The organism is Luteimonas aestuarii, from assembly GCF_004357985.1.
In the GTDB taxonomy this organism is placed as follows: domain Bacteria; phylum Pseudomonadota; class Gammaproteobacteria; order Xanthomonadales; family Xanthomonadaceae; genus Luteimonas; species Luteimonas aestuarii.
On sequence record NZ_SMTF01000016.1, the window covers coordinates 42666 to 67560 of the forward strand.

23 protein-coding genes are annotated in these 24895 nt (G+C 67.5%); 11 read left to right on the forward strand and 12 right to left on the reverse strand.

Annotated elements, in window-relative coordinates; all coding sequences use genetic code 11:
- Positions 1 to 195: 195 nt before the first annotated feature.
- Complete coding sequence (locus E2F46_RS14905) at positions 196 to 1962, reverse strand: M14 family metallopeptidase (protein WP_133323374.1); 1767 nt, start codon at positions 1960 to 1962, stop codon at positions 196 to 198.
- Between the two features lie 222 nt (positions 1963 to 2184).
- Between E2F46_RS14905 and E2F46_RS14910 the strand changes: the two genes are divergently transcribed.
- Together E2F46_RS14910 and E2F46_RS14915 are read left to right on the forward strand one after the other, a co-directional pair.
- A complete protein-coding gene (locus E2F46_RS14910; protein WP_243720459.1) occupies positions 2185 to 2748 on the forward strand; it encodes a rhomboid family intramembrane serine protease in 564 nt (187 codons plus the stop codon).
- A 193-nt stretch (positions 2749 to 2941) separates the two neighbouring features.
- Positions 2942 to 4390, forward strand: a complete 1449-nt coding sequence (locus tag E2F46_RS14915) for a tetratricopeptide repeat protein (protein WP_133323376.1) — start codon at positions 2942 to 2944, stop codon at positions 4388 to 4390.
- A 115-nt stretch (positions 4391 to 4505) separates the two neighbouring features.
- Here the strand turns inward: E2F46_RS14915 and E2F46_RS14920 are convergent, their stop codons facing one another.
- A complete protein-coding gene (locus E2F46_RS14920) occupies positions 4506 to 4691 on the reverse strand; it encodes a hypothetical protein (RefSeq protein WP_133323377.1) in 186 nt (61 codons plus the stop codon).
- 186 nt (positions 4692 to 4877) lie between these two features.
- On the opposite strand from E2F46_RS14920, the gene E2F46_RS14925 reads away from it, so the two are divergent.
- The 4 genes from E2F46_RS14925 (at position 4878) to E2F46_RS14940 (ending at position 7564) form a co-directional block, all read left to right on the forward strand.
- Positions 4878 to 5162 carry a GNAT family N-acetyltransferase gene (locus E2F46_RS14925; protein WP_133323378.1) on the forward strand — a complete coding sequence of 95 codons (285 nt, stop codon included), beginning with the start codon at positions 4878 to 4880 and terminating at the stop codon, positions 5160 to 5162.
- Positions 5163 to 5229: 67 nt separating this feature from the next.
- Positions 5230 to 5943 (forward strand): pseudouridine synthase, encoded by a 714-nt coding sequence (locus E2F46_RS14930; protein ID WP_133323379.1) that lies wholly within the window; start codon positions 5230 to 5232, stop codon positions 5941 to 5943.
- Between the two features lie 237 nt (positions 5944 to 6180).
- Positions 6181 to 6390, forward strand: coding sequence for a cold-shock protein (locus E2F46_RS14935; RefSeq protein WP_133323380.1), 210 nt, complete (start codon positions 6181 to 6183; stop codon positions 6388 to 6390).
- A 340-nt stretch (positions 6391 to 6730) separates the two neighbouring features.
- Positions 6731 to 7564, forward strand: a complete 834-nt coding sequence (locus tag E2F46_RS14940) for a DUF3298 and DUF4163 domain-containing protein (RefSeq protein ID WP_133323381.1) — start codon at positions 6731 to 6733, stop codon at positions 7562 to 7564.
- A gap of 211 nt (positions 7565 to 7775) precedes the next feature.
- On the opposite strand, the gene E2F46_RS14945 is transcribed toward E2F46_RS14940, so the two are convergent.
- The gene (locus E2F46_RS14945) at positions 7776 to 9968 is read right to left on the reverse strand and encodes a M3 family metallopeptidase (RefSeq protein ID WP_133323382.1); all 2193 of its coding nucleotides are present in this window, start codon (positions 9966 to 9968) and stop codon (positions 7776 to 7778) included.
- Between the two features lie 157 nt (positions 9969 to 10125).
- Between E2F46_RS14945 and E2F46_RS14950 the strand changes: the two genes are divergently transcribed.
- The 3 genes from E2F46_RS14950 to E2F46_RS14960 are packed head-to-tail and all read left to right on the forward strand — an operon-like array spanning position 10126 to position 13054.
- Positions 10126 to 12177 carry an amidohydrolase family protein gene (locus E2F46_RS14950; RefSeq protein ID WP_133323383.1) on the forward strand — a complete coding sequence of 684 codons (2052 nt, stop codon included), beginning with the start codon at positions 10126 to 10128 and terminating at the stop codon, positions 12175 to 12177.
- Positions 12177 to 12659: a glutathione peroxidase gene (locus E2F46_RS14955; protein ID WP_133323384.1), complete on the forward strand. Its 483-nt coding sequence runs from the start codon at positions 12177 to 12179 to the stop codon at positions 12657 to 12659. The genes E2F46_RS14950 and E2F46_RS14955 overlap by 1 nt, the downstream gene beginning before the upstream one ends.
- Before the next feature lie 2 nt (positions 12660 to 12661).
- Positions 12662 to 13054, forward strand: coding sequence for a hypothetical protein (locus tag E2F46_RS14960; RefSeq protein WP_133323385.1), 393 nt, complete (start codon positions 12662 to 12664; stop codon positions 13052 to 13054).
- 25 nt (positions 13055 to 13079) lie between these two features.
- Here the strand turns inward: E2F46_RS14960 and E2F46_RS14965 are convergent, their stop codons facing one another.
- From E2F46_RS14965 to E2F46_RS14990, 6 genes are all read right to left on the reverse strand, one after another.
- On the reverse strand, positions 13080 to 13502 hold the full coding sequence (locus E2F46_RS14965) for a universal stress protein (RefSeq protein ID WP_133323386.1): 423 nt from the start codon (positions 13500 to 13502) through the stop codon (positions 13080 to 13082).
- Between the two features lie 50 nt (positions 13503 to 13552).
- A complete protein-coding gene (locus E2F46_RS14970; RefSeq protein ID WP_133323387.1) occupies positions 13553 to 14347 on the reverse strand; it encodes a ferredoxin--NADP reductase in 795 nt (264 codons plus the stop codon).
- 99 nt (positions 14348 to 14446) lie between these two features.
- Positions 14447 to 16336, reverse strand: a complete 1890-nt coding sequence (locus E2F46_RS14975) for an ABC transporter ATP-binding protein (RefSeq protein WP_133323388.1) — start codon at positions 16334 to 16336, stop codon at positions 14447 to 14449.
- Positions 16337 to 16630: 294 nt separating this feature from the next.
- Complete coding sequence (locus E2F46_RS14980) at positions 16631 to 17533, reverse strand: DUF4097 family beta strand repeat-containing protein (protein WP_133323389.1); 903 nt, start codon at positions 17531 to 17533, stop codon at positions 16631 to 16633.
- 13 nt (positions 17534 to 17546) lie between these two features.
- Entirely contained in the window at positions 17547 to 18080 is a 534-nt protein-coding gene (locus E2F46_RS14985; protein WP_133323390.1) for a hypothetical protein, read from the reverse strand.
- Positions 18077 to 18655, reverse strand: a complete 579-nt coding sequence (locus E2F46_RS14990) for an RNA polymerase sigma factor (protein ID WP_165967494.1) — start codon at positions 18653 to 18655, stop codon at positions 18077 to 18079. Before E2F46_RS14990 ends, E2F46_RS14985 begins: the two co-directional genes overlap by 4 nt.
- 302 nt (positions 18656 to 18957) lie before the next feature.
- On the opposite strand from E2F46_RS14990, the gene E2F46_RS14995 reads away from it, so the two are divergent.
- Together E2F46_RS14995 and E2F46_RS15000 are read left to right on the forward strand one after the other, a co-directional pair.
- Positions 18958 to 20478 carry a fumarate hydratase gene (locus tag E2F46_RS14995; protein WP_165967495.1) on the forward strand — a complete coding sequence of 507 codons (1521 nt, stop codon included), beginning with the start codon at positions 18958 to 18960 and terminating at the stop codon, positions 20476 to 20478.
- A 70-nt stretch (positions 20479 to 20548) separates the two neighbouring features.
- Positions 20549 to 21184 carry a glutathione S-transferase family protein gene (locus E2F46_RS15000; RefSeq protein WP_133323393.1) on the forward strand — a complete coding sequence of 212 codons (636 nt, stop codon included), beginning with the start codon at positions 20549 to 20551 and terminating at the stop codon, positions 21182 to 21184.
- A gap of 43 nt (positions 21185 to 21227) precedes the next feature.
- Here the strand turns inward: E2F46_RS15000 and E2F46_RS15005 are convergent, their stop codons facing one another.
- The 3 genes from E2F46_RS15005 to E2F46_RS15015 all read right to left on the reverse strand — a co-directional run bounded on the left by E2F46_RS15005 (position 21228) and on the right by E2F46_RS15015 (position 24889).
- Positions 21228 to 22493, reverse strand: coding sequence for a phospholipase D-like domain-containing protein (locus E2F46_RS15005; protein WP_133323394.1), 1266 nt, complete (start codon positions 22491 to 22493; stop codon positions 21228 to 21230).
- A 108-nt stretch (positions 22494 to 22601) separates the two neighbouring features.
- On the reverse strand, positions 22602 to 23756 hold the full coding sequence (locus tag E2F46_RS15010) for a phospholipase A (protein WP_133323395.1): 1155 nt from the start codon (positions 23754 to 23756) through the stop codon (positions 22602 to 22604).
- Complete coding sequence (locus tag E2F46_RS15015; RefSeq protein ID WP_165967496.1) at positions 23753 to 24889, reverse strand: mechanosensitive ion channel family protein; 1137 nt, start codon at positions 24887 to 24889, stop codon at positions 23753 to 23755. The genes E2F46_RS15010 and E2F46_RS15015 overlap by 4 nt, the downstream gene beginning before the upstream one ends.
- Positions 24890 to 24895: the final 6 nt, after the last annotated feature.

Below are 24895 nucleotides of genomic sequence, written 5' to 3' on the forward strand. Positions count from 1 at the left end.
GACAGGCCGCCACTGTCCGCCATCGCACCGGGCGCGGCAAGCGATGCCGAAGTTCGGCGTTCAGTGGCCGTGCAACGGACACGGGCGTGGTGATGCCGGAGCGCAGGCGCGCGGTTTGCGCTCGGCCCGCATGCTTGCGCGGCTAACGCTGTCTTTGCTTGCTGCAGCGTGCGGCCCGCGAGGCCGCGGGACGGATCAACGCGGGAGGCGGTACACCGGGTAGAGCTGGTGGCGCTCGTCCCAGGCGCTGTGGCGACGATAGAAGAACTCCAGCCGTGCGGACGCACTGGCGGCGAAGTCGGCATCCTCGCGCAGGCGGCGTTCGAACTCCGCCTTGAGCGCGGGGTCGGCGGCCAGCATCCCGCGGGCCACGTCCTCGGCGACGTAGGCCTCCATGTATTCCTTGCGCTCGTAGTGGTTGTTGAACATCCCCCACGCAACGTAGGCATCCGGTGCCTGCGGCTCCAGCAGGGCCATCACCAGACGCGCCTTCGGTTGCGCGATGGGCACGAGCAGGCTGCCGGCCGGCACGTCCCGCGTTTCGTCGCGCCAGGTGCCGGCGAGGGTCAGCCGCTGGTGGCCTTCCACGGGGGCTGCGGCGAACCGGGCGCTGTCGGCGCGGAACGTCCCGACAGCGGCTTGCGGCATCGGCGTTGCCAGCGTTTCGAAGGCAATGCCATGCGCGCGCAAGCGCTCGCCGACCCAGGCCGCGTGCGCTGCCGGCACCAGGTAGCCCACGCCGGGCGCATCGACGACGACGTCGGGCTCCACGCTGTCGCGCAGCGGCAGCTTCCAGATGGCAGGCGTGGTGGGGTCGTAGCGCGTCATCGGCGCGCCGGAGATCTCCGACGGCGTCTGCGTGTAGGCGTAGCCGCGGAAATCGATGGTGCGGCTGTCTTCAGTCGTGCGGTAAGTGAGCGGCACCGGCCGGCCGGCGAGCGTCGCGGCAGCGGCATCGGCAGCATGCGCCTTCGCCAGCCAGTCGCGGCCGTCGCGTGCGGCACGTTCCAGCACCGAGACGATGGTGTTGCGGGTGATGCGCACGCGCACCGGATACGGTTTCCACGAATGGGTTTCGACCAGCATCGCCAGCCGGTTGCGCAGCAGGAAGTAGCCGGTGGAGAACCGCGGCGGCGAGACTTCGTCCACGAAGCCCGAGGCCGGGTCCTGGTAGTCCTTGAACGAGGGATAGAACGGCAGTGGCAGCGAGCCCTGTGCGGCAAGGTCGTCGATCACGCCGTCGCGCAGCGCCAGCCCGGCGGCGCGCAGGCCCTCGTCGCCCGCATGCAGCGGTTCCACCTGGATCGAGATGTCGTGCTCGAACTGCGCACCATTGGTGGCGTGCAGGTCGATGGTGGCAACCGGGTCCCAGGCCTCGACCAGCGACAGCATCGCGCGCATTTCGGCGGAATCGGCCTTGGCGTAGTCGCGGTTGAGGTTGTAGTTCTGCGCCGTGGTGCGCCAGCCCATCTGTTCCGGGCCGTTCTGGTTCGGGCGGTTCCAGGCGCCGAAGCGCTCGTGCCCGTCGACGTTGAACACCGGCACGAACAGCCAGACCACGGCGTCCAGCGCGCCTGCTGCCGCCGAACCTTCCAGCACCTCGCGCAGCGCCAGGAAGCCGGCATCCTTGCCATCGATCTCGCCGGCATGGATGCCCCCCTGCATCAGCACCACCGGGATGTCGGCCTCGCGTGCTGCGTCCGCGGTCAGCGCGCCGGTGCGCGTGATCGCCATCGCCTTCATCGGCCGGCCTTCGGGCGTGGTGCCGAAATCGAAGCAGCGCACGGCATCGGCGTGGCGCGCAGCGAACGCATCGCACAGCGCGATGACTTCGTCGTAACGACCTGTCTGCACGAAGCCGCTGCGCTCCGATAGCGTGGTCAGGGACGCATCGGCATGGGCAATGGATGCGGGTAGTGCCGTCGACAGCAGGAAGGCAAGCAGCAGGCAGGGACGAGGCATGGCAGGCAGGGCGCGAAACAAGGGTCGCACATGATGCCAGTTGCCGTCGCTCGGGCGGGGTTGCGTCGGCGACGGGCGGATCGGTTAGCCTTTGCGCGCGCAATGCCGTTGGCAATGCGCGACAGGCGGGGCGATGGTCGCCCCGTTGCCCGCAGCCCGGAGCGCGCCGTGGAAGCCATCGTCACCTGGAGCCTGATCGGCGTCACCGTGCTGGTGTCGTGGATGGCGTTCAACAACCGGGCGCTGCTCGAACGGCTGATCCTGTGGCCGCCCGCCATCGCGCGCCACAGGCAGTACGACCGCCTGGTCACCCACGGCTTCATCCACGCCGACGGCATGCACCTGCTGTTCAACATGGTCACGCTGTATTTCTTCGGCAGGCAGCTGGAGCCGTTCTTCGCCGGTTACATCGGCTCGCTGGGCTATCTGGTGTTCTACCTGTCGGCAATCGTCATCGCGATCATGCCGACCTACCTGCGCCACCAGCGCGACGCGCACTACCGCAGCCTCGGCGCCTCCGGCGCAGTATCGGCGGTGCTGTTCGCCTTCATCCTGCTGGCGCCCTGGTCGAAGATTTACGTGTTCCTGATCCCCATCGGCATCCCGGCCTTCGTGTTCGGCGGGCTGTACCTGGGCTACACCATCTGGATGGACCGCCGCGGCGGCGGCAACATCAACCATAGTGCGCACCTGTGGGGCGCGGTGTACGGCATGCTGTTCACGGTGATGATGGAGCCGCGCGCGGCGACCACGTTCATGGCACGGTTGATGGATCCGGCGGGCTGATTGCCAACGGGTCGGGGGAGGGGGGATGTCTTCGCGACGTGCGATTTGGGTTTGCGTTGCCGGATTGGCATGGGCCGGAGCACTCGATGCCGCCGACCGGGCGCCGGCGGGGCAGTGGGTGCCGATGCTGGAAGTGCCGGAATCGGAGATCTTCCCGGAGGCGCCGGCAGGGTGGCGCGAGTACCTCCTGCAAGTGCGTGCCGCCGAGCGGATCGACGATCGGCTGCAGCGTTGCCTGGCGTACCCGGACCTGCCGGGCAACCGCTGGCCGGCCGGACATGTCGAGGCGAACTGTCGTTACCGGGTGACCGAGGTCGTGACCCTCGCCGAGATCGACGGATACCTCCAGCGCGGCGAAGTCGCTGTGCTGGAGCAGGTCATGTCCGGCTATCTGGCCAGGCATTTCTCCGCTGCCGGGCATGGTGATGAGATCCACCTCGCGATTGCCCGGTTCAGCGATGTCGACGACGACGCGGATCGCATCTCGACGCGATGGCTCGAGCTGGCACCGCGGAGCGCATTTGCCCACATGGCACGGGCCGCCCACATCCATCGACTCGCACGTGCGGCACGGGGCGGTGCCTACGTGCGCGACACGCCGCGCGAAAACATGCGCAGGATGAGCGAATTGGCCGCGGAGGCCATTCCCCTCTACCAGCAGGCGATCGCCATCGAACCCCGGGCCATGCCTGCCTATGCCGGTTTGATCGGCATCGCCCGGATCGACTCCCGGCATGAGCTGTTGCAGCAGGCGGTGGCATCGGCGTCGAGGCAGGATCCCGCCTGTTGGCATGTCGCCGACCAACGGATGATGTCGGCCACGCCCCGTTGGGGAGGTTCATACGAGGAGATGCTGGCGATCGCCGCGGAGCTGTCGCGCCACCTCGATCGCCGGCCACTGCTGGCGCTCACGATTGCGGAGCCATACGCCGACAGGGGGGAACGCCTGCTGGCGGCGAAGCAGTACACGCGCGAAGCGATGCAACTGCTGGATATCGCGATCAGGACCGCGCCAAGCCAGGCCGCCTTGGTCAACGCTGGCGAAATGGCGCAGAAGCTCCCGCCCGAGCAGGGCGGGGCCGATCATTGGAAATCGATGTCGCTGTTGCTGCAACGCGCACGCTTCACCGCGGTCGATGCCTGGACGGCCCGTGAGCTGGCGTGGTTTCTGCTCGGCGCGGATCCTTCATGGAGCCTTCGCTATGCGACGCGTGCAGTCGAACTGGACCCCGGCAACCGGTGGGCACACTTCCTCCTGGCGTCGGCCTACAAGGCCACTGGGCAGGTCGACGCGGCGGAGAAGCATTACCTCGTTGCCATCGAGGATGAGGCCAGGCATCGTGAGTCGCTGGGCGAACTCGCACACATGATGCTGTACCCGGCGCCGGAAGCGGCCCCCTTGCTCGAACGGGCACGCCCCTACATTGAGCGCTTCGTGGCGGCGTACCCTGATGACAGCCTCGCGTGGCTGATCCAGATCGAGGCGGAACTGCTTGAGAACGGCGACAAGGTCGACGGCAATCTCATCCGGGGCTTCCTGGCGCGTGCCAACCTCGAGGATCCGCGGCAAGCCGAGTGGGCGCGACTCCTGCAGGCGTCCCTGAATGACCATGCGCCCTCATCGAAGGCAGCGGCCCCTTGAGGGGACGTCGACCTCATGGTTGGTCGCGCTTTCGAGGATGAATGAAAGAGGCCGGCATCGTTTCCAATGCCGGCCCCTCCCCATCCCCTGATGCGTGCCCGGTCTCCCTTGGGGTTCAGCCCAGCGGCAGCATGCGCTCCCCGGAGCGGTCGGCTTCGCTGACGTGGTAGGTCTGCTGCAGGCGCTGGTAGATCAGCGCGTCGAGCTGGGCGAACTCGAGGTTGTCCACGTCGCCCTGGCTGGACAGTTCGAACAGTCGGGTGACGGCCTGGTGTTCGGTGTTGGCGTCGATCATGGACATTGCGTTCCCCTGCGCGTGAGTGGTGTTGGTGGGGATATCCACGCAGGTTCCGTGCCAATCCGGAACGTGACCTGGGTCGCATCAACGAGTGACGCTGTTGGTCACCTCGGGTTGGCCTGCGGCAGGCGGGTGACGGTCGGTGTCCGCGTGGGCGCCGTACACTGCCGTACCGCCCCGGGAAATGCCATGGATCCCCTGGATATCCGCCACGCCCCCGACCGCGGTCGCTTCCACGCAGAGGTGGAAGGCCACGCCTGTGTACTCGACTACGCCGTAGCCGAAGGCCGCATGGTCATCCGCCATACCGGCGTGCCGGAGGCGGTCGGCGGCCGCGGCATCGCTGGCGCGCTGGTGCGCGCGGCGCTGGACTGGGCACGCGACGCCCGGCTGCGGGTGGTGCCGGAATGCAGTTATGCCGCCGGTTTCATCCAGCGCCATCCCGAGTACGCCGACCTCGTCGATCCGGCCTGAACGACGACGCGCGCGACGCGATCTGCCAGACTGCGCGCCCCATCGGCCCCGCACCTGCCCCCGCGCCATGCGCCTGAACAAGCACATCAGCGAAACCGGATTCTGTTCGCGGCGCGAGGCCGATCGCCTGGTCGGCGAGGGCCGGGTGACGGTGAACGGACAGCGCGCCCGGATCGGCGCCGAAGTGGGCGAGGGGGACGTGGTGCTGGTCGATGGGCAGCCGCTGCGCACCCGCCAGGCGGCCGCCGGCAAGCGGCGCCATGTCTACATCGCGCTCAACAAGCCGGTGGGCATCACCTCGACGACAGAGGCGGCGGTGAAGGGCAATATCGTGGATTTCGTGGGCCACGACCAGCGGATTTTCCCGATCGGGCGGCTGGACAAAGACTCGGAGGGGCTGATCCTGCTGACCAGCAACGGCGATATCGTCAACGAGATCCTGCGCGCCGAGCACAAGCTGGAAAAGGAATACAGGGTGGTGGTGAACAACCCCGTGACCGAGGAGTTCCTGCGTGGGATGGCCCGCGGGGTCCCGGTCCACGGCCAGGTGACGCTGCCCTGTCGCACCGGCAAGCTGGGAAGGTACGGCTTCCGGGTCACCCTGGTGCAGGGGCTGAACAGGCAGATCCGGCTCATGGCCGCCCACTTCGGCTACCGCGTGAAGGGCCTGCTGCGGGTGCGGATCGGCAACGTGAAGCTGGGGCACCTGAAGCCCGGGCGCTGGCGCAACCTGACCGACGCCGAGCTGGCCGGCCTGCTGCCCGGGCGCACCGACTGGTGACGACCGACGGCAGGATTTGACACTTTCGCCCGGATATGCGGTATGGTGCGCGGACTGTTCGAAGCGGGATCACGGTACATCGTGGCTCCGATGCGGTAGATCACCAGGTTCCAGGGCCGCTTGCGGCTTGATCCAGACGATCCGCTCCATCGTTCGCGTTACCCCTTGCCGACACAGTCCAGGCACCGCAAGGCGGGCCTGGTATCCATCCACTGTCATGTTCCAAGGAGTAACAAAATGTCCGAACGTCAGACCGGCACCGTCAAGTGGTTCAACGACGCCAAGGGCTTCGGCTTCATCACCCCGGAAAACGGCCAGGACGTCTTCGTCCACTTCCGTTCGATCCAGGGCACCGGCTTCAAGTCGCTGCAGGAAGGCCAGAAGGTTTCCTTCAAGGTCGTCCAGGGCCAGAAGGGCCTGCAGGCCGACGAAGTGCAGCCCGAGTAATCGGCGTCGCATTCGGTACCGAAAGCCCCGGGCATTGCCCGGGGCTTTTTTGTTGTGTCGGTCGAAGGCGATGGAAATGCGTCGATCCGTGGCCGCGCAAAGCGACCGTGCCCGCAAGCTGGCGCCGAGCGCCCGTCCGGTCCCCGCCAGCGGACGTTCTGCGGCAAGCGCCTTCGGCGTCCCGTGGTTGGAGAAGGCGCGTTCCCGATCGATGTCATCCGCGCAGATGGCTGTCGCACGGTCGTCGCCCTTGGCCGAGCGGCATGCCTTCGGGATACCGGCTTCACCTGGCTGAAGTTATGATTTCGTTGTCTTCTTTTTGCAGGAATGGAGTTCCGTGATGAAGCGCTACAGGGGATGCATCCGCTGGTCGGCCATGTTCGCAGCCTTGGCCTTGCTCGCCGCCTGCCAGCGCGAGGGGGCCGCGCCGTCCGCCGGGCCGGAGGCGATCGGACCGGAGGTCGAGCAGGCCGAGGCCGGGGTCGCGCCCGAGTTGAAGGACGTGGTGGAAACCGATCGCCGCTTCATCATCGGCATCACGTATCCGCCCGAGGCCAACAAGTATCCGGGGATGGCGCTGGAACTGCACCGTTATGTCCAGGCCGCGCGTGCCGACTTGATGGAAGCCGTGGAAGACGCCCCGGTGGATGGTTCCGCTGGCCCTTACGAGCTGTCGCTGGTGTTCGAGACCGTGGCCGATTCTCCGCGCGTGTTCGCGATGTCGGCAAATGGCTACAGTTACACGGGGGGCGCACACGGCGCACCGCTGGTTGCGCGCTTCGTCTGGCTGCCGGAACAGCAGCGCGCGCTGCGCATCGGGGAACTGTTGCAGGGGCCCGGGGCCTGGGCCGACCTGTCGTCGCATGTCCGCGAACAGCTGCATGCGGCACTGTCGCAGCGGGTCGATGCCGATGACCTGGATCCTGCCGAACGCGGGCGGGTGATGCGTGCGGCAGGCCGGATGATCGATGAGGGCACGGCTGCCGAGGCGGACAATTTCAGCACGTTCGAGCCAGTGCTGGGCCAGGATGGCCGCATCGTCGCCCTGCGGTTCGTGTTCGCGCCTTACCAGGTGGGGCCGTACTCGGATGGTGAGCAGCGCGCCGAAGTGCCGGCGGCAGTCCTGTTGCCGCATGTGTCGGAGGCGTACCGGGAGTTGTTCGCCGGGAGCTGATCCACACTGTCGTTGGGCTGGGTCGCGCAGCCAACGGTATCCGGCAGCCACTCCACGCGGTGCCCGTCTGGCGCATGGGTTGCATCCACGCCTCGTTTTGCTTCGCTGGCGACCTCGGAGCGACACCGGACGCGTCACACGGACACTCGGAACCAATGAAAAAGCCGCCGGTTTCCCGGCGGCTTTCTGACGTGCAGAGGGCGCAGGCGGGTTACTCCGACGTGGCATCCAACCCGCGCTTCTTGAGCAGGGGCTCGATCCGCGGCTCGTGGCCGGTGAAGTCGACGAACAGCTCGCTCGCGTCCTTCGCGCCACCGCGCGACAGCAGGGTCTCGCGCAGGCGGTCGCCGTTCTCGCGCTTCAGGCCGCCGTTGGCCTCGATCCACTCGACCGTGTTGGCGTCCAGCACTTCCGACCAGATGTACGCGTAATACGCCGCCGCATAGCCGCCCATGATGTGGCTGAAGTACGGCGTGCGGTAGCGCGGCGGCACCGCGGCGTAGTCCATGCCCGCGGCCTGCAGCGCCGCAGCCTCCGTCGCCATGATCTGGTCGGCGGCAGGGAGCTGGGCGGTGGGCAGCTGGTGCAGGTACTGGTCGAGCATCGATGCGGCGAGGTACTCGGTGGTGCGGAAGCCCTCGTTGAACAGCGACGACGCCAGCTTCTTGTCCAGCAGGTCCTGCGGCAGCGCTTCGCCGGTCTGGTAGTGCTTGGCGTAGTTGGCGAGGATCGACGGCCAGTCGGCCCACATCTCGTTGACCTGCGACGGGAACTCGACGAAGTCGCGCGGCACGTTCATGAAGAACGACGGGTACTTCACGTCCGAGAACAGGCCGTGCAGCGCATGGCCGAACTCGTGGAACATGGTGGTCACTTCATCCCAGGTCAGCAATGTCGGCTCGCCTTCCGGCGGCTTGGGGATGTTCTGGTGGTTGGCGACCACGGGCAGGGTGCCTTCGAGTTCCGACTGGCCGACGTAGGAATTCATCCACGCGCCGCCGCGCTTGGACGGGCGCGCATACGGATCGAAGATGAAGATCGACAGGTGCGAGCCATCCTTGTCGAACACGTCGTAGACCCAGGTGTCCGGGTGGTACTTCGGCAGGTCGTGGCGCTCCTTGAAGGTGATGCCGAACAGCTCGGTCGCGGCGAACAGCACGCCGTTCTCCAGCACGTTGCGCATCTCGAAGTACGGCTTCATCTCGTTGTCGTCGAAGTCGTATTCCGCCTTGCGCACCTTCTCGGTGTAGTACGCCCAGTCCCACGGCTCGAGCTGGAACGTCGGCTCGCCCTTGGCGGCCTGTTCCTGGTCGATCATCGCCTGCAGCTTCTCGCCTTCCTTGCGGGCGTTGGCCACGGCGGCCGGGGCGAGGCGGGCCAGCATGTCGTTGACCGCCTGCACCGAGCCGGCGGTCTCGTCGGCCAGCACGAAGGCGGCCGAGCTGTCGTAGCCCAGCATGCGGGCGCGCTCGTCGCGCAGCGCCAGCACTTCGGCGACGATGGCGGTGTTGTCCCACTGGTTGCCGCGGCTGCCGCGATTGACCGAGGCTTCGTGCACGCGGCGGCGCACGTCGCGGTTGTTGAGCTGCGGCAGCGGCGGCTGGCCGGTGGTGTTGAGCAGGGTGATCGCGTACTTGCCTTCCAGCCCGCGCGAGGCGGCGGCCGCGGCAGCGGTGGCGATCTGTGCATCGCTCATGCCGTCCAGCTCTTCCACGGTATCGACGATCACCGCCGAATCGTTGACCTCGGCCAGTACGTTGTCGCTGAACTGGGTACCCAGTTCGGCCGAACGCGAGTTGATTTCCTTCAGGCGCGCCTTCTGCGCATCGTCCAGCGCGGCGCCTGCACGCACGTAGCTGGTGTGGTACCGCTCGATCAGGCGCACGCTTTCGGCGTCCAGGCCCAGCGAATCACGCTGGGTGTTGAGCGCATCGATGCGGGCGAACAGGGCCGGGTTGAGCACGATGGCGTCGCGGTGCGCGGCGAAGCGCGGCGCGTAGTCCGAGTTGATCTTGCGGCGGGTGTCGTTGGTGTCGGTGCCGTTGAGGTTGCCGAAGATGCGGCGGGCATTCGACAGCAGCTTGCCCGAGCGTTCCAGCGCAACGATGGTGTTCTCGAACGTCGCAGGCTCCGGGTTGTCGGCGATCGCCTCGATCTCCTGCAGCTCCTGCGCCATGCCGGCGTCGAAGGCGGGGCCGAAATGTTCGTCCTTCAGCTGGTCGAAGTGCGGATACTGCAGCGGCAGCGTGCTCTCGGCGAACAGGGGGTTGCCCTGGGCCTGGTCGGCCTGTGCGGCGGACGGTGCGGACACGGGAGCCTCCTGCAGGGCGGCGTGGGCGGACGGCGGGGCCGCGACCATGCTGGTGAGGGCGATGGCGAGGGCGGCAGCGAGCGGATGGGTCATCGGGTGGAGCCTCGTTGGTGCGTGAACCCGCAAGCGTAGCCCATCGGGCTGCAAGGGGCCCATGACGAATGGCAGGGTGTGGGCGGGGTGGCGGCGCCTGGCCGGTCCTGGCCCTAAACTCCGCTGGACAATCGACAGGCCATGGCCGGGAGCCACCATGAAGCACGCAGCATTGATCCTCATCGCCGCCTGGCTGGCCATTCCAGCGGCCGTCGCCGGTGAAGCCGGGACCGTGCGCTACACCGCCTTCGCCGGGGACGGCACGCGCGCCGGACACCAGTTGGTCGAGCATGGCGACGATGGCGTGACCCGGGTCGACTTCATCTTCAAGGACAACGGCCGCGGCCCCGAACTGAAGGAGGAATACGTGCTGGCGGCGGACGGGACGTTCGCCCGCTACCGCGTCGAAGGCGCTTCGACGTTCGGTGCGCCGATCGACGAAGCCTTCGAGCGCAGCGGGGACCGGATGACGTGGAAATCGACCTCCGACGAGGGCGAAGGCGAGTTCATGCCGGGGGCGCTCTACTCGCCGCTAGGCGGCACCCCGCAGGCGTCGTCGGTGGCGATCTCTGCGTTGCTGGCGCGACCGGACGGGCGCCTGCCGCTGATTCCCAGCGGAACACTGAGCGCGCGCCAGGTGGTCGAGCTGGAGGTCGCCGCCGACGATGGTCGCCGCCAGCGTGTCCAGTTGCTTGCGATCACCGGCATCGGCTTCACGCCGGCGTTCGCCTGGGCGACCACGGGCGACGCACCCCGGTTGTTTGCGTTCATCTACCCGGGCTGGGTGCGGCTGATCGAGGACGGCTGGCACGCCAATGGCGATGCGCTGGAACAGCGGCAGACGCAGGCGGAAGGCGAAGCACTGGCCGACCTGCAGCGCCGCATGGCGCATCCGCTGCCCGGTACGACCCTGCTGCGCAATGCCCGCGTGTTCGACAGCGAGCATGCGCGCCTCGGCGAGCCCGCGGACGTGCTGCTGCGCGACGGGCGCATCGTGTCGGTATCGGCCGGCGGCACGCCATCGCGCGAGGCGGACCACATCGTCGATGCCGCGGGCCGCGTGCTGCTGCCGGGGTTGTTCGACATGCATGTGCACGCCGGGCGCTGGGATGGCGGCCTGCACCTTGCCGCGGGCGTCACCACGGTGCGCGACATGGGCAACGACAACGCCATGCTGGCCGAGCTGATCGCGCAGGAGCGCGATGGCAGCCTGCTGTCGCCGCGGATCGTCGCCAGCGGCTTCATCGAGGGCGAGAGCCCGATGGCGGCGCGCGGCGGGTTCGTCATCGATACGCTGGACAAGGCGAAGGAAGCGGTGGACTGGTACGCCGCCAACGACTACCTCGGCGTGAAGATCTACAACTCGTTCCCGAGGGACCTGCTGCCGGACACGATCGCCTATGCGCATTCGAAGGGCTTGCGGGTGAGTGGCCATGTCCCGGTCCACATGCTGGCGCGCGAAGTGGTGGAGCAGGGCTACGACGAAGTGCAGCACATCAACCAGCTGGCGCTGAATTTCCTGGCCACGCACGAGACCGATACCCGCACGCTTGAGCGCTTCTACCTGGTGGCGAAGGGCGCGGGCGACCTGGACCTGGATTCGGCGGAGGTGCGGGAGTTCATCGCGCTGCTGCGCGACCGCGGCACGGCGGTGGATCCCACGCTGGCGACGTTCGAGTTCCTGCACCAGCGCAACGGCCAGCCGTCGCCGATCTTCGCCGCCATCGAGGCGCACGTGCCGCCGGACGTGCAGCGTAGCCGTCGCGCGGCGCAAATGGACATCCCCGACGATGCCACTGGCGCGCGCTACAAGCGTTCCTTTGACAACCTCGTCGCGCTGGTCGGGCGCATGTACGAGGCCGGCGTACCGGTGGTGGCCGGCACCGACGAGATCCCCGGGTTCACCCTGCAACGAGAGCTGGAGCTTTACGTGCAGGCGGGCATGACGCCGGCGCAGGCGCTGCAGGTCGCGACCTGGAACGGCGCGAAGTACAGCAACATGCTGGACGACCGCGGCTCGGTCGCCGTGGGCAAGCGCGCCGACCTGGTCCTGTTCGACGGCGATCCGACGGTCGACATCGCCGACGTGCGCAAGCCGGCGCTGGTGATCAAGGGCGACACCGCCTACTACCCGGCGGAACTGCATGAGGCGCTGGGCATCAAGCCCTTCGCCGAACCGGTCAGGGTGCAATCGAAGGAGGCAAGGTGATGACGAGGGTGCAGGATTTTTCCGCAACCGGCATCGACGGTCGCGAGGTACCGCTTTCCGAATACGCGGGCAACGTACTGCTGGTCGTCAACGTCGCCTCGAAATGCGGGTTCACGCCGCAATACTCGGGCCTGCAGAAGCTGTGGCAGGACTACCGCGATCGCGGGTTTGTCGTGCTGGGGTTCCCCTGCGACCAGTTCGGTCACCAGGAGCCCGGCAACGAGGCGGAGATCGCCGAGTTCTGCTCGCTCACCTACGACGTGGACTTCCCGATGTTCGCCAAGGTGGACGTCAATGGCACCGATGCCCACCCGCTGTGGACGTGGCTGAAGGCCGAGAAGGGTGGCTTGCTGGGGATCGATGCGATCAAGTGGAACTTCACCAAGTTCCTGGTGGGCCGCGACGGCAAGCCACTGAAGCGTTATGCACCGACCGACAAGCCGGAGTCGATGCGCAAGGACATCGAGGCCGCGCTGGGATAGCCATGGCCACGCCGATGCCGACGTATGCCATCGAGTTCAGCGTCGAAGGCGGCTGCCTGCGGGCGGTGTCCACCGGAGTGATTGACACACTGGAGGGTGCGATCGGGCTGTTCCGGGACATCGCAGTGGAGCTGCGCCGGGTGGGCGCACGCACGGTGCTGATCGTCGACGAAACCAGCGGCATCGTGCCGGATGCGGACGGCTTCGATGCCTTGGCCAGGGAAATGGCGGGCGAGGGCTACGAAGGCATCCGCGTCGCCTACGTGGACGTCGCAGGCACTGCGCTTGCGCGGGTCGAGGTGGGCGAGATCGTCGCGCGCATCCACGGCTATCGCTTGCGGGTGTTCGACAACGAAGCGCAGGCGCACATCTGGCTGCACTACGGCCGCGACTGACCCGCGGCCAGGCGAAAGGCCGGCTTCAGCGGACGATGGTCACCGGCACGGTGGCGTGGTTGAGCACTTTCAGCGAGACCGACCCGATCAGGGTGCCCTTGATCGCGCCATTGCCGCGCGAGCCCATCACCAGCAGGTCGGGTTTTTCCTTCTTCGCGATCCTGAGGATGCCGTCGGATACTTCCCCGACGACCTCGACGAAGCGATGTTCGACCTTGCTGCGCGCCAGCGCCTTGCGGGCGGGTGCCAGCATCCGCGCGAAGTTCTCTTCGTGCAGCCGGTTCGCCGCGTCGGCGCCGATCTTGCGCTCCACGCCCGGGAACAGCGATTCGTCGACCGCCAGCACCACCAGCGTCGCCGGCTTGGCCATGCGCTTGGCCAGGTCGTGCGCATGCTTGAGCGCGTGGGTGCTGACCTCGCTGCCATCGACCGGGATGAGGATTTTCATGGGCGGCTACCGTGGACGGATACGGGCTCGATTCTACAGGCGCGGTGCGCTCATTTCTCCACGAACGCCCGTTCGAAGACGTATTGCCCGGCCGTGCCGATGCGCGGTGCTGCGGTGAAGCCGCGGCCATCGAGGATGGCGCGGAAATCGGCCAGCATCTGCGGGCTGCCGCAGATCATCGCGCGGTCGTGCGCCGGGTCCAGCGGCTCCAGCCCCAGGTCGGCGGCCATGCGTCCGCTGTCGAGCAGCGTCGTCAGCCGTCCCTGGTGGTCGCGGCCGCCGTACACGAAGGGTTCGCGCGTGACCGCCGGGTAGTACAGCAACTGCCGCGCGATCTGTTCGCCGAGGAATTCATGCTTCGGCAGTTCGTTGACGATGTAGTCGCGGTAGGCGAGGTCGGCGACGTTGCGCACGCCGTGGCAAAGCACCACCTTCTCGAAGCGCTCGTAGGTCTCCGGGTCCTTGATGACGGACAGCCAGGGCGCGAAACCGGTGCCGGTGCCCAGCAGATACAGGTTGCGCCCCAGATGCAGGTCGCTGATCAGCAGGGTGCCGGTGGGTTTGCGCCCGATCAGCACCGTATCGCCAGGCTGTATGTGTTGCAGGCGTGAGGTCAGCGGCCCGTCGGCCACCTTGATGCTGAAGAACTCCAGTTGCTCTTCCCAGTTGGCGCTGGCGATGGAATACGCACGCAGCAACGGCTTGCCATCGACCGGCAGGCCGATCATCACGAACTGGCCGTTGTCGAAGCGGAAGCCGTCGTCGCGCGTGGTGGTGAAGCTGAAATAGGCGTCCGTCCAGTGGCGGACGTCGAGCACCGTTTCGGTACCAAAAGCGGAGGACATGGGGCGTTACGCGGGGGAAGCGATCGACCGCGCATTGTATCGGATGGCCAACTGCCGGGCCTTGCGGCGGGGGTGGACGGAATGTCCTCCCGCGCGCGGTCAGCGGTAGCCGGCTGCCTGCAGTTCGAACAATTCGGCGTAGCGCCCGCCCGCGGCCATCAGCTCGTCGTGGGTGCCGCTGGCTTCGATGCCACCCTGTTCCAGCACCAGGATGCGGTCGGCCATGCGTACGCTCGAGAAGCGGTGCGAGATCAGCACGGCGGTGCGCTCGTCCGACAGTTCCTTGAAGCGCTGGAACACTTCGAACTCGGCGCGCGCGTCCAGCGCGGCGGTCGGTTCGTCGAGGATCATCACCTGCGCCTCGCGCATGTAGGCGCGGGCGATGGCGATCTTCTGCCACTGGCCGCCTGACAGGTCCACGCCGGTCTTGAAGCGGCGGCCGATGACCTGGTCGTAGCCACCGGGCAGGGATTCGATGACCTCTTCGGCCATGCCGCGTCGCGCCGCGTCGCGGATGCGGGCGTCGTCGTACATGTGTTCCATGCGGCCGACGCCGATGTTCTCGCCGGCAGTGAGGTGGTAGCGCACGAAGTCCTGGAAGATCACGCCGATGTTCGCGCGCAGGTCGTCGATGTCGTAGTCGCGCAGGTCGCGGCCGTCCAGCAGGATGCGGCCCTCGTCCGGGTCGTACAGCCGTGCCAGCAGCTTGACCAGGGTGGTCTTGCCTGCGCCGTTCTCACCGACCAGTGCCAGCACTTCGCCCGCGCGCAGCTCGAAATCGAGGTGGCGCACGGCCCAGCGCTCGGCGCCCGGGTAGCGGAATCCCACGTCCTCGAACACGAAGCCCTGCGTGATCGGCATCGGGAAGGGCGCGGGATCGGCGGGCGACTTGATCTCCGGTTCGATCTCGAAGAACGAGAACAGGTCGTCGAGGTACAGCGCCTGTCCGGCGACCTGCGAGAACCCGACCAGCAGCCCCTCAAGCAATTGCCGCAGGCGGCGGAAGCTGCCGGCCAGGAAGGTCAGGTCGCCGATGCTGAAGTCGCCGCGCACCGTGCGCCACGCGATATAGGCATACGCCACGTAGTAGCCCAGCGTCCCCAGCGTGGCCAGCAGCGCGCCCCAGAACGCGCGCCGTCGTGCCAGGGCGCGGTTGGCGACGAAGAACTTGTCGGCCAGGGTGCGGTAGCGGTCGATCAGAAAATGGTGGAGGTTGAAGATCTTCACCTCCTTGGCCGTTTCCACGCTGGCGCCGGTCTGGCGCACGTACTCCAGCTGGCGGCGTTCGGGCGTCCACTGGTAGTTGAGCGAATAGCCCAGGGCGTTGAAATGCGATTCGCCGATGAAGGCGGGGACCAGCGCTACCGCCAGCAGCAGGATCAGCCACGGCGCGTAGACCAGCAGGCCGATGGCGAAACTGACCACCGTGATCGCGTCCTGCACCTGGCCGAACAGCTGCGCCATCAGGTTCATGCGGCCCATGGTCTGCCGGCGCGCGCGGTCCAGCTTGTCCTGCAGGTCCGGGTCCTCGAAATCCTCCAGGTCCAGCGTGGCCGCGTGTTCCATGAGCCGGATGCTGGTGGCGTTGGTGAACAGCTCCGACAGCAGCGCGTCGGCATAGCTCACCAGCCGGCCCAGCAGGTCGGACACGATGGCCAGCCCGAACTCCAGCAACAGCAGCCAGAGCAGGTGGTCGAGCTGCCCGCTGCGCCAGGCCTCGCCCAGCGAATCGAATCCGAGGCGCAACCCGACCAGGCGCACGGCCTCGTCGATGATCAGCTTGCCGACGTACAGCATCAGGATCGGCAGGAAGGCGCGGATCACGCGCAGGCCGAGGCTGGCGAGGGTGAGCGGTTTGCTGGTGGCCCAGATCAGGCGCAGGAACGGCGCGATGTTGCGCATCGCATCGAAGCGTTCGCGCAGGGTGGGGCGCTGGTCGGCGCGCCGGGGTTTCTTGGGGGCGGGCGCGGGTGCGGCGGTCGCGGACATGTGCCGCATTGTGCATGCCGGAGCGGCTGCGTGCGCACCACCAACAGGTGTCGGGCGGGGATCGGGGCATCGTTCACCTGCCAACGTGTCGCCGTGTGAACGATGTCATCGGGACCGCAACGGCAATGCCGTTGCATCGATGTCGTCATCCTGGCGAGCGCCGGGATCCGGTATCGTCGAAAGCCACCGGGCCCCGGCATTCGCCGGGGTGACGGGTTTTCATCGAATCATTCGAGTTCTTGTCGAACCATTCTGGCCATCGACCAGAGTCCTGCGGTGGGACAGCAGTCTGGCTCACTCCAGCCGCAATTCCGCGCTGCCCGAGAAGGTCTCGATGTTGATCTCGCCATCGCCGCTGCCGTAGCGGTGCTCGAAGCTGGAGCCCGGCCCGTACTTCGGCTTGGAGATGCTGGCGCCGGGGGCCGACAACCGGCCGCTGAAGCTCTCGCCGCGGACGTTGGCCGACAGCGACCGCGGCGCGGTGATGCGGATGCTGCCGCTGACCGACTCGGCGCTGATGCGGCCGCCTTGCGCCAATCCCGTGCGCAGTTCGGCGCTGCCGGACACGCTGCTGGTGGACATGCGCTGCACCTGCTCGCCCCGGGTGTCGATGTCGATCCGGCCCGAGACGGTTTCGGCTTCCACCTGGCCGGTGATGCGGCCGCGCAGCGAGATGCTGCCGCTGACGCTTTCCACGTCCACCGAGTCGCTGTTGAGGTTGAGTCGCACGCCGCCGGATACGCTGCTGATCTTGGCGTTGCGCGGTGCGCCGACTGCGGTGATGCTGCCGCTGACGCTTTCGATGTCCAAGTTGTCGCCGGCCACGCCGTTCACGTCGATGGTCACGGCCACTCCGTCGATTTCGATGTCGGCCTGCCGCGGCACGTCCACGACCAGCGTGGTGGGCCCGGCGTTGCGGCTGTTGCGCGGGTAGCGCACCTTCACTTCCAGTCCGCGGCGGTCGCCGCTGATCTCCAGGCGCTCCACGCCATCGCCGAGCGAGCCGGTGACGCGTACTTCCTGGCGATCCCAGGCGCGCACCTCGATGCGGCCCTTGACGTTGGAGATCTCGACGCTGCCGCGTGCATCCAGCGGCCGGGTTTCGTCGATCGGGGTGGCGGCGAACGCCGGTGCGGCGAGGGTGATGGCCGCGAGCAGTGCTGCGGAACGGGCGAAGGCGGGCAGGGTGACGTGCATGGCGGGCTCCGGGTCAGGCGGACACAAGGCGTTGCGTGAGGGACAGCCGCTGCGCGTAGACGCGCTGCAACCGGTCGAAGAGGAAGCGGGAGTCGGGTGCCTGGGCCAGTGCCGCGCGAATCGTGGCGACGCTGGCGTCCAGTTCGGCCAGCACGGCCGGGGTGGTGTCGAGGCCACGCGCGGACTCTATTTCGCGCAGCGCCGCCTCGTATTCGCGGGCCATGGCATCGGCCTGCGCGACCAGCAAGCCGTTGCCGGACTGGACGGGGGCGGTGGCGGTGGGAGGCGTCGCCGTGGCGGGTCCGCCGGGCCGTAGCTGCCAGCCCATGCCGACGGCCAGCGCCAGCACGGCCGCGGCTGCGAACCAGGCGACAGGGTGGCGGCGCGCCGTGATCGGAGCGACTGCAGCGACCTGCTGCGGCGTGTTGGCGATGCGGTTTGCAATGCCATCCCAGAGGTCGCGTGACGGCGGTGCGTCGGTGCGCAATCCGCGCAATTGCATGCGCAGCAGGGCGGGCAGGTCGGTGCGGTCGTCAGGTGTGTTCATGCGTGTGCTTCCAGTCGCGTGCGCAACAGCCTGCGCGCACGGTGCAGTTGTGCCTTGGAACTGCCGATGGCCATGTCCAGCGCCTCGGCGATTTCCTCGTGTTTCCAGCCTTCGATGTCGTACAGCACCAGTACCGCGCGCGCACGGGGCGGCAGCGAGGACACCGCCTGTTCCAGGTCCATCGACAGCGCGGTGTGCTGGCCGGCGGTGTCGTGCGTGCCGAAGCCGTCCACCGCGTCCTCGTCGTTGTCGATCCCGGGCGCGCTGCGCCGGCTTCGCAGTTCCATCAGCGCGGTATTGGCGGCCAGGCGATGCAGCCAGGTGCCGAAGGCGCTCTCGAAGCGGAACCCGGGCAGCGCCTGCCAGGCGCGGACGAAGGCTTCCTGGGTCAGGTCCTCGGCACGGCTGTGCTGGTGGCCCACCAGCCGCAGGATCACGCCGTGCACCCGACCCGCATGGCGTCGGTAGAGCGCTTCGAACGCAAACGCATCGCCACTGGCGCTGGCCCGGACCAGGGCATGGTCGTCGTCGTTCGCGGCCGCAACGGGGGCCAGGCAGGTGGAGGCATCGGTCATGGTTGCGGTCAGCATAGCCATTGGGATGCGGGCCGGTGGCGGAGGGTTTAAGACAATGCCGCATGCGCGGTGGCGCAGGTCCGATGCCACCGCAAGTCGCGGCCCGATATCCGCTTGCTTGCGGTGGCATCGGACCTGCCGGACAGATCCTTGCGCGTTCGGCAAAGGCGAAGCGGCGCGGTCGTGGCCCGGCGGGGCGCCTTGGGTGTCCAGGACTCGGGGGAAGAAGTTTTTTCGCATGGCCCGAAGGCCGGATGCCGCATTGCGTAAAATACGGGTTCCCGCCAGCCACCAAGCCCGCCGTGACCTCGATCAAGCAGGAAGACCTCGTCCAGTCCGTCGCCGATGCGCTGCAGTACATCAGCTACTACCACCCTGTCGACTACATCAAGAGCCTCGCCGCCGCCTACGAACGCGAGGAATCGCCGGCCGCCAAGGACGCGATGGCGCAGATCCTGATCAACTCGCGCATGTGCGCCGAGGGCCATCGCCCGATCTGCCAGGACACCGGCATCGTCACCGTGTTCCTCGAAGTGGGCATGGACGTGCGCTGGGAAGGCTTCACCGGCTCGCTGGAGGATGCGGTGAACGAAGGCGTGCGCCGCGCCTACCACCACCCGGACAACAAGCTGCGCGCCAGCGTGCTGGCGGATCCCGCGGGCAAGCGCGCCAACACGAAGGACAACACGCCAGCGGTGGTCAACGTGAAGATCGTGCCTGGCGACAAGCTCGACGTGATCGTCGCGGCCAAGGGCGGCGGTTCCGAGGCGAAGTCCAAGTTCGCCATGCTCAACCCGTCCGACTCGATCGTCGACTGGGTGCTCAAGACCGTGCCGACGATGGGCGCCGGCTGGTGTCCGCCGGGCATGCTGGGCATCGGCATCGGCGGCACCGCCGAGAAGGCGATGCTGCTGGCGAAGGAATCGCTGATGGAGCACATCGACATCCAGGAACTGATCGCGCGCGGCCCGTCCGACAAGGTCGAGGAACTTCGGCTGGAACTGTACGAAAAGGTCAACGCACTGGGCATCGGCGCGCAGGGCCTGGGCGGCCTGACCACCGTGCTCGACGTCAAGATCAAGGATTACCCCACGCATGCGGCCAACCTGCCCGTGGCGATGATCCCCAACTGCGCCGCCACCCGCCACGCGCACTTCACGATGGACGGCAGCGGGCCGGTGTCGCTCGAGCCGCCGTCGCTGGACGACTGGCCCAAGCTGACCTACAACCCGCAGAACGCGCGGCGTGTGGACCTCGACACCATCACCCCGGAGGACGTGCTGGCCTTCAAGCCCGGTGAAGTGCTGCTGCTCAACGGCAGGATGCTCACCGGCCGCGACGCCGCGCACAAGCGCATGGTGGAGATGCTCGACAAGGGCGAGCCGTTGCCGGTCGACCTGAAGGGCCGCTTCATCTACTACGTGGGTCCGGTCGATCCGGTGCGCGATGAGGTCGTCGGCCCCGCAGGCCCCACCACTGCGACGCGAATGGACAAGTTCACCGAGCAGGTGCTGGCGCAGACCGGCCTGCTGGGCATGATCGGCAAGGCCGAGCGCGGCCCCGTCGCGCTGGACGCCATCCGCAGGCACAAGTCGGTGTACCTGATGGCGGTCGGCGGCTCGGCCTACCTGGTGTCGAAGGCGATCAAGGCGGCGAAGGTGGTCGGGTTCGCCGACCTCGGCATGGAGGCGATCTACGAGTTCGAGGTCAAGGACATGCCGGTGACGGTGGCCGTGGACTCGACCGGTGAGTCGGTGCATCGCACCGGGCCGCGCGAGTGGCAGGCGCGGATCGGCAAGATCCCGGTGGTCGAGATCGCCTGACCCGGAGTTCGCGGGAAACCGGCTGCATGCCGGCTTCGCGTTCTGCTGAAATCCCGAACGGAGGTTTGTGATGTCTGTTGCCCTCTACGGCTCGAAGAGCACGGCATCGCTGGTCGTGCACTGGCTGCTGGTCGAGCTGGGCCTCGAACACGAGCTGCGCATGCTCGACTTCGAGGCGCGCGAGCAGAAATCGCCGGAATACCTCGCGCTCAATCCACAGGGTCGCGTGCCGACGTTGGTCATCGATGGCCAGCCGATCACCGAAGCCGCCGCCATCGCGATGCACCTCGCCGACCTGCACCCGGCGGCCGGGCTGGCACCTGCCGTCGGCAGCCCGCTGCGCGCCCGATACTACCGCTGGATGTTCTTCTGCGCGAATACGCTGCAGCCCGCCTATCGCGACTGGTTCTACCCGTCCGAACCGGCAGGCGAGGGCAACATCGAGGCTGCCAGGGTGCAGGCGCGACTCGAGCTGGAAGCCGCGTGGCAACTGGTCGCCGACCATCTGGATACCGATGGGCCGTATTTGCTGGGCGAGCAGCGCTCGGCGGCGGATTTCATGCTGACCATGCTGATGCGCTGGTCGCGCAACATGCCCCGGCCCGCGGAGACCTGGCCATCGCTGCACGCGCACGCCGCGCGGATGAAGGCGTTGCCGAGCTTCGCCGAGACGTACCGCCGCGAAGGCATCACCGACTGGACCTGACCTGCGCTTCCGGTCCCCGCCCGGGTCCCGCGGTGCGTGACGCCTACAGCTGCGAACGGATCGGGCGCAGCACGCCTTCGGCGAACTTCTGCAGCAACGGGCGCCGACGCCAGGCGGCGTGGTCGTAGGGCCGTGCCTGTGCCAGGTCGGCTTCGAACATTGCCGTCATTTGCGCGGCGAAGCCGCGGTCGTAGATGTTCAGGCTGGCCTCGTCGTTGAGGCGGAATGAGCGCATGTCGAAGTTGGTCGATCCCACCGAGACCAGTTCGCCATCGACCACCAGCAGCTTGACGTGGATCATGGTGGGCGCGTACTCGCTGATCTGCACGCCGGCCTGTAGCAGCCGGCCCCACGATGCCTTGGACGTGCGCTTCACCGTTTCCGAGTCGATGTGCGGGCCGGGGACCAGCACGCGCACGCGCACCCCGCGTCCGCGCGCTGCGAGCAGGGCGTCGACCATCAGCGCATCCGGGACGAAGTACGCGGCGCTGAGGTCGATGCTGTGCTCGGCCGCCGCGATGGCGGTGAGGTACATCAGGTGCATGCTTTCGCTGCCACCCGCGGGCGACGCCACGAACAGGTGCGCATCCGTCCCGTCCGAGGGCGCCAGTTCCGGGAAGTACGCCGGGCCGTTGAGCAGTTCGCCGGTGGTCTTGATCCAGTTGTCGTTGAACGCCGCCTGCATCTGAGCGACCACCGGCCCATCGATGCGAAAGTGCACCTCGCGCCAATGGTCCGGGTCCTGCGCGTGGCCGGTCCATTGGTCGGCGATGCCGACGCCGCCGGTAAAGCCGACCTGGCCGTCCACCACCAGCAGCTTGCGGTGGGTACGGTTGTTCATGCGACCCAGGTTGTACCAGTGCAGCGGACGGTACCGTTCGACTCGCACGCCGGCCTGCTCCATCCTGCGAAGCAAGGCCTGGTCCATCTTCAGGCTGCCCACCCAATCGACCACCAGGTGCACCGCAACGCCGTCGCGCGCGCGCTCGGCCAGTGCATCGGCGAACTCACCGCCGATGTCGCCGGACCAGTAGATGTAGGTTTCCATGTTGATGTTGCGCCGCGCGCCGCGGATCGCCGCCAGCATCGCCGGGAAGATCTCGTCCCCGTTCTGGAACGCCTGCACGCGGTTTCCGCCCAGGATCGACGGCCCCAGCAAGACGGACATCTCACGCCGGAACTGCGGGTCGGACACCCCATGCCGGTGTTCGACCTTCCTGTCGATCTTCTTTTCCGGCGTGGTGAAGTTCATCGCCACCACCACGCACAGCACCGTGATCAGGATCGTCAGCACGATAATCCACGGCATGGAGGTTGCGCTCCGGAGGTCTGGTGAGAAGGCGGGCGCGCGCACTCTGCTGAATGCGCTGCATGGAGTGCGTGAAGTACCGCGTGGGAAAGGCGGCCTCCGGCCGCGTCAGTCCGGCTGGCTGAACCACTCCTCCAGGGAAATGCCCAGCCCGACGTAGGTCGCCTTGTGGTTGTAGTCGATCAGGCTTTCGCCGTAGCCGTGGAAGACCTGCAGGTGGCCACGCATCGGCAGGCGCGCGTGCGGCGTCAGCGGGAAGCCCCAGTTGAACTGCAGCGCGCCGCGCGAGCGGTCGCCGCCACGCAGCGAATGCCGGGCCATCAGCGAGAACTCGTTGCGGCCGCGGATGTGGGTGAGGGTGGCGTCGCCCCGGCCCACGTAATCCTCGATCCCCGGGTTGTCGTCGTCGTTGCCGTCGGAAATGCGCACCCAGGGGCGCAGCATCAGCGCCCAATCCTCGCGGTCCAGGCCGATATTGAACATCAGCCGGTTCCAGCTGCGCGACAGCGGGTCCTCGCGGCCGTTGGACTGGTGGTTGATGCCCACCGCTGTCATGCGTCCGTTCCAGCCCAGCAGGTGGTAGCCGTTGCGGAAGACCAGCAGCACTTCCGGTTCGTAGTTGGTCTCGCGGAACGGGCGCGATTCCTCGCCGTTGTAGACCTGCCAGCGCGAGCTCTGGGTGTAGCCCATCCAGATGTCGCCGTTGTCCCCGAACAGGTTCTCGACCGCCTTGGTCTTGAAACTGAGCTGGAACTTGGTTTCCAGAGCATCCAGCCCCATCGGGGTGGTGACGGTGTTGTCCGGGTTGCGCGAACTGGGCATGTCGTTGACATCCGATGTCCAGAACGCGGGCAGCAGGTACACCGGCTTGTAGGCACGGAAGTTGAAGATCCCGCGCTTGGAGTCCTTCGCCAGCTCCCAACGGCTGTCGAGCAGCGAGCCGCGGCCGGCATTGGCGATGGCGTCGCGGTAGGCGGCATCCTCGTGCACGAACAGCGTGTCGCCGCGGCTGTCGCGCGTTTCGCGACCGCGGCGGGTGGCGCCGCCTTCCGCCTTCGCTGCCTCCAGCGCCTCGCGTGCCGCACGCGCCGCTTCGTCGGCCTCGACGGGGGTGATGCTGGCGCGTCCGGCTGCGTTGTCGTAGCAGGCCAGCCGCTCCAGGTCGCTCTGGATCAGCACGCAAGCCGACACGTCGCCATCCTGCGCGGCGACACTTGCGCATGCGGCGGCCAGCGGTATCAGCAGGACGAGGCGCGGGGTCATGGCGGGGTGGGGCCCGGCTTCAGCAGGTTGCGGCCATCGTCCATCTGCTCCTGCGCCTGCGCAAGCTGTTCGTCGATGTCGCGATTGACCGAGGTGTCGGCATCGGCGACATGCACCGGCTCCGGCGCGGTCGCCCCGATGTCGGCGCCCGCTGGCTGATCGCGGGTGACCCTCACGTGCTGCACCGTCCGCGGCTGCTCGATGCCGGCACGGGTGAACTCCGCCTTGACCCGGCGGATGGCCTCGGTGCGCACCTTGCCCATGTCGCTGGCACGCTGGTCCACCCAGCCGAAGAACTGCAGCACGATGCCGTTGGGCGTGAACTCGGCGACCGACCAGGACGGTCCGGGATCGGCCAGCACGCCCTCGACACTGGCGATCTGCGACAGCGCCAGCGCATGCGACACCCGGATCGACTGGCTGGCATCGATGCTGATGCGGAACTCGAAGCGCCGCCGCGGGTTGGTGGTGAAGTTGAGGATGACCGCCTTGAACACCAGCGCGTTGGGCAACCGCAGTTCGTTGCCGTCCATCGTCATCAGGAGGGTGGCGCGCGAGGTCAGGGCCACCACGCGCCCCTCGTGCGCATCGATGCGCACGTGGTCGCGCGGGTTGAATGGCTTGCGCAGGCTGAGCAGCACGCTGGCGATGTAGTTCTCGGCAATGTCCCTGAAGGCGAAGCCGATCACCAGGCCGACCACGCCGGCCGACCCCAGCACGGCGCCGACCGCCGCGGTTGCGCCCAGCAGGTCCAGCGCCAGCACTACGCCCAGCACGACGATCAGGCTGCGGACGATCATCCGGATCAGCCCATCCATGTACGGGTTGTGGGTACGCAGGCGCAGCCAATGCAGGCGGCGCGCGACGAAGCCACTGATCCACGACGTGGCCAACACGATCAGGATCGCCACCAGCAGGAGCGGCGAGAAGGCGACCAGCTCGACCAGCTTCGCCCGCACGCGGTCGAGCGTGGTGTCGAACTGGCGGCCGACGTCGACCACCTCCGGCGCCTCCGTGGTTGCAACGGCTGCAGGCGTCGCGTCCTGCAGTTCCTTCGCCCAGCCCGCGGGCGCGGCGAAGAGGCAAGCCATGGCACAGAGGATGGCGATGCTGCGGAGCAAGACGATGGGCATGGGCGG

Coding starts and splice junctions, on each gene's coding strand:
- E2F46_RS14905 (WP_133323374.1), bottom strand. CDS start 1,962: ATGCCTCGTCCCTGCCTGCTGCTTGCCTTCCTGCTGTCGACGGCACTA.
- E2F46_RS14910 (WP_243720459.1), top strand. CDS start 2,185: ATGGCGTTCAACAACCGGGCGCTGCTCGAACGGCTGATCCTGTGGCCG.
- E2F46_RS14920 (WP_133323377.1), bottom strand. CDS start 4,691: ATGTCCATGATCGACGCCAACACCGAACACCAGGCCGTCACCCGACTG.
- E2F46_RS14925 (WP_133323378.1), top strand. CDS start 4,878: ATGGATCCCCTGGATATCCGCCACGCCCCCGACCGCGGTCGCTTCCAC.
- E2F46_RS14930 (WP_133323379.1), top strand. CDS start 5,230: ATGCGCCTGAACAAGCACATCAGCGAAACCGGATTCTGTTCGCGGCGC.
- E2F46_RS14935 (WP_133323380.1), top strand. CDS start 6,181: ATGTCCGAACGTCAGACCGGCACCGTCAAGTGGTTCAACGACGCCAAG.
- E2F46_RS14940 (WP_133323381.1), top strand. CDS start 6,731: ATGAAGCGCTACAGGGGATGCATCCGCTGGTCGGCCATGTTCGCAGCC.
- E2F46_RS14945 (WP_133323382.1), bottom strand. CDS start 9,968: ATGACCCATCCGCTCGCTGCCGCCCTCGCCATCGCCCTCACCAGCATG.
- E2F46_RS14950 (WP_133323383.1), top strand. CDS start 10,126: ATGAAGCACGCAGCATTGATCCTCATCGCCGCCTGGCTGGCCATTCCA.
- E2F46_RS14955 (WP_133323384.1), top strand. CDS start 12,177: ATGACGAGGGTGCAGGATTTTTCCGCAACCGGCATCGACGGTCGCGAG.
- E2F46_RS14960 (WP_133323385.1), top strand. CDS start 12,662: ATGGCCACGCCGATGCCGACGTATGCCATCGAGTTCAGCGTCGAAGGC.
- E2F46_RS14965 (WP_133323386.1), bottom strand. CDS start 13,502: ATGAAAATCCTCATCCCGGTCGATGGCAGCGAGGTCAGCACCCACGCG.
- E2F46_RS14970 (WP_133323387.1), bottom strand. CDS start 14,347: ATGTCCTCCGCTTTTGGTACCGAAACGGTGCTCGACGTCCGCCACTGG.
- E2F46_RS14975 (WP_133323388.1), bottom strand. CDS start 16,336: ATGTCCGCGACCGCCGCACCCGCGCCCGCCCCCAAGAAACCCCGGCGC.
- E2F46_RS14980 (WP_133323389.1), bottom strand. CDS start 17,533: ATGCACGTCACCCTGCCCGCCTTCGCCCGTTCCGCAGCACTGCTCGCG.
- E2F46_RS14985 (WP_133323390.1), bottom strand. CDS start 18,080: ATGAACACACCTGACGACCGCACCGACCTGCCCGCCCTGCTGCGCATG.
- E2F46_RS14990 (WP_165967494.1), bottom strand. CDS start 18,655: ATGACCGATGCCTCCACCTGCCTGGCCCCCGTTGCGGCCGCGAACGAC.
- E2F46_RS15000 (WP_133323393.1), top strand. CDS start 20,549: ATGTCTGTTGCCCTCTACGGCTCGAAGAGCACGGCATCGCTGGTCGTG.
- E2F46_RS15005 (WP_133323394.1), bottom strand. CDS start 22,493: ATGCCGTGGATTATCGTGCTGACGATCCTGATCACGGTGCTGTGCGTG.
- E2F46_RS15010 (WP_133323395.1), bottom strand. CDS start 23,756: ATGACCCCGCGCCTCGTCCTGCTGATACCGCTGGCCGCCGCATGCGCA.
- E2F46_RS15015 (WP_165967496.1), bottom strand. CDS start 24,889: ATGCCCATCGTCTTGCTCCGCAGCATCGCCATCCTCTGTGCCATGGCT.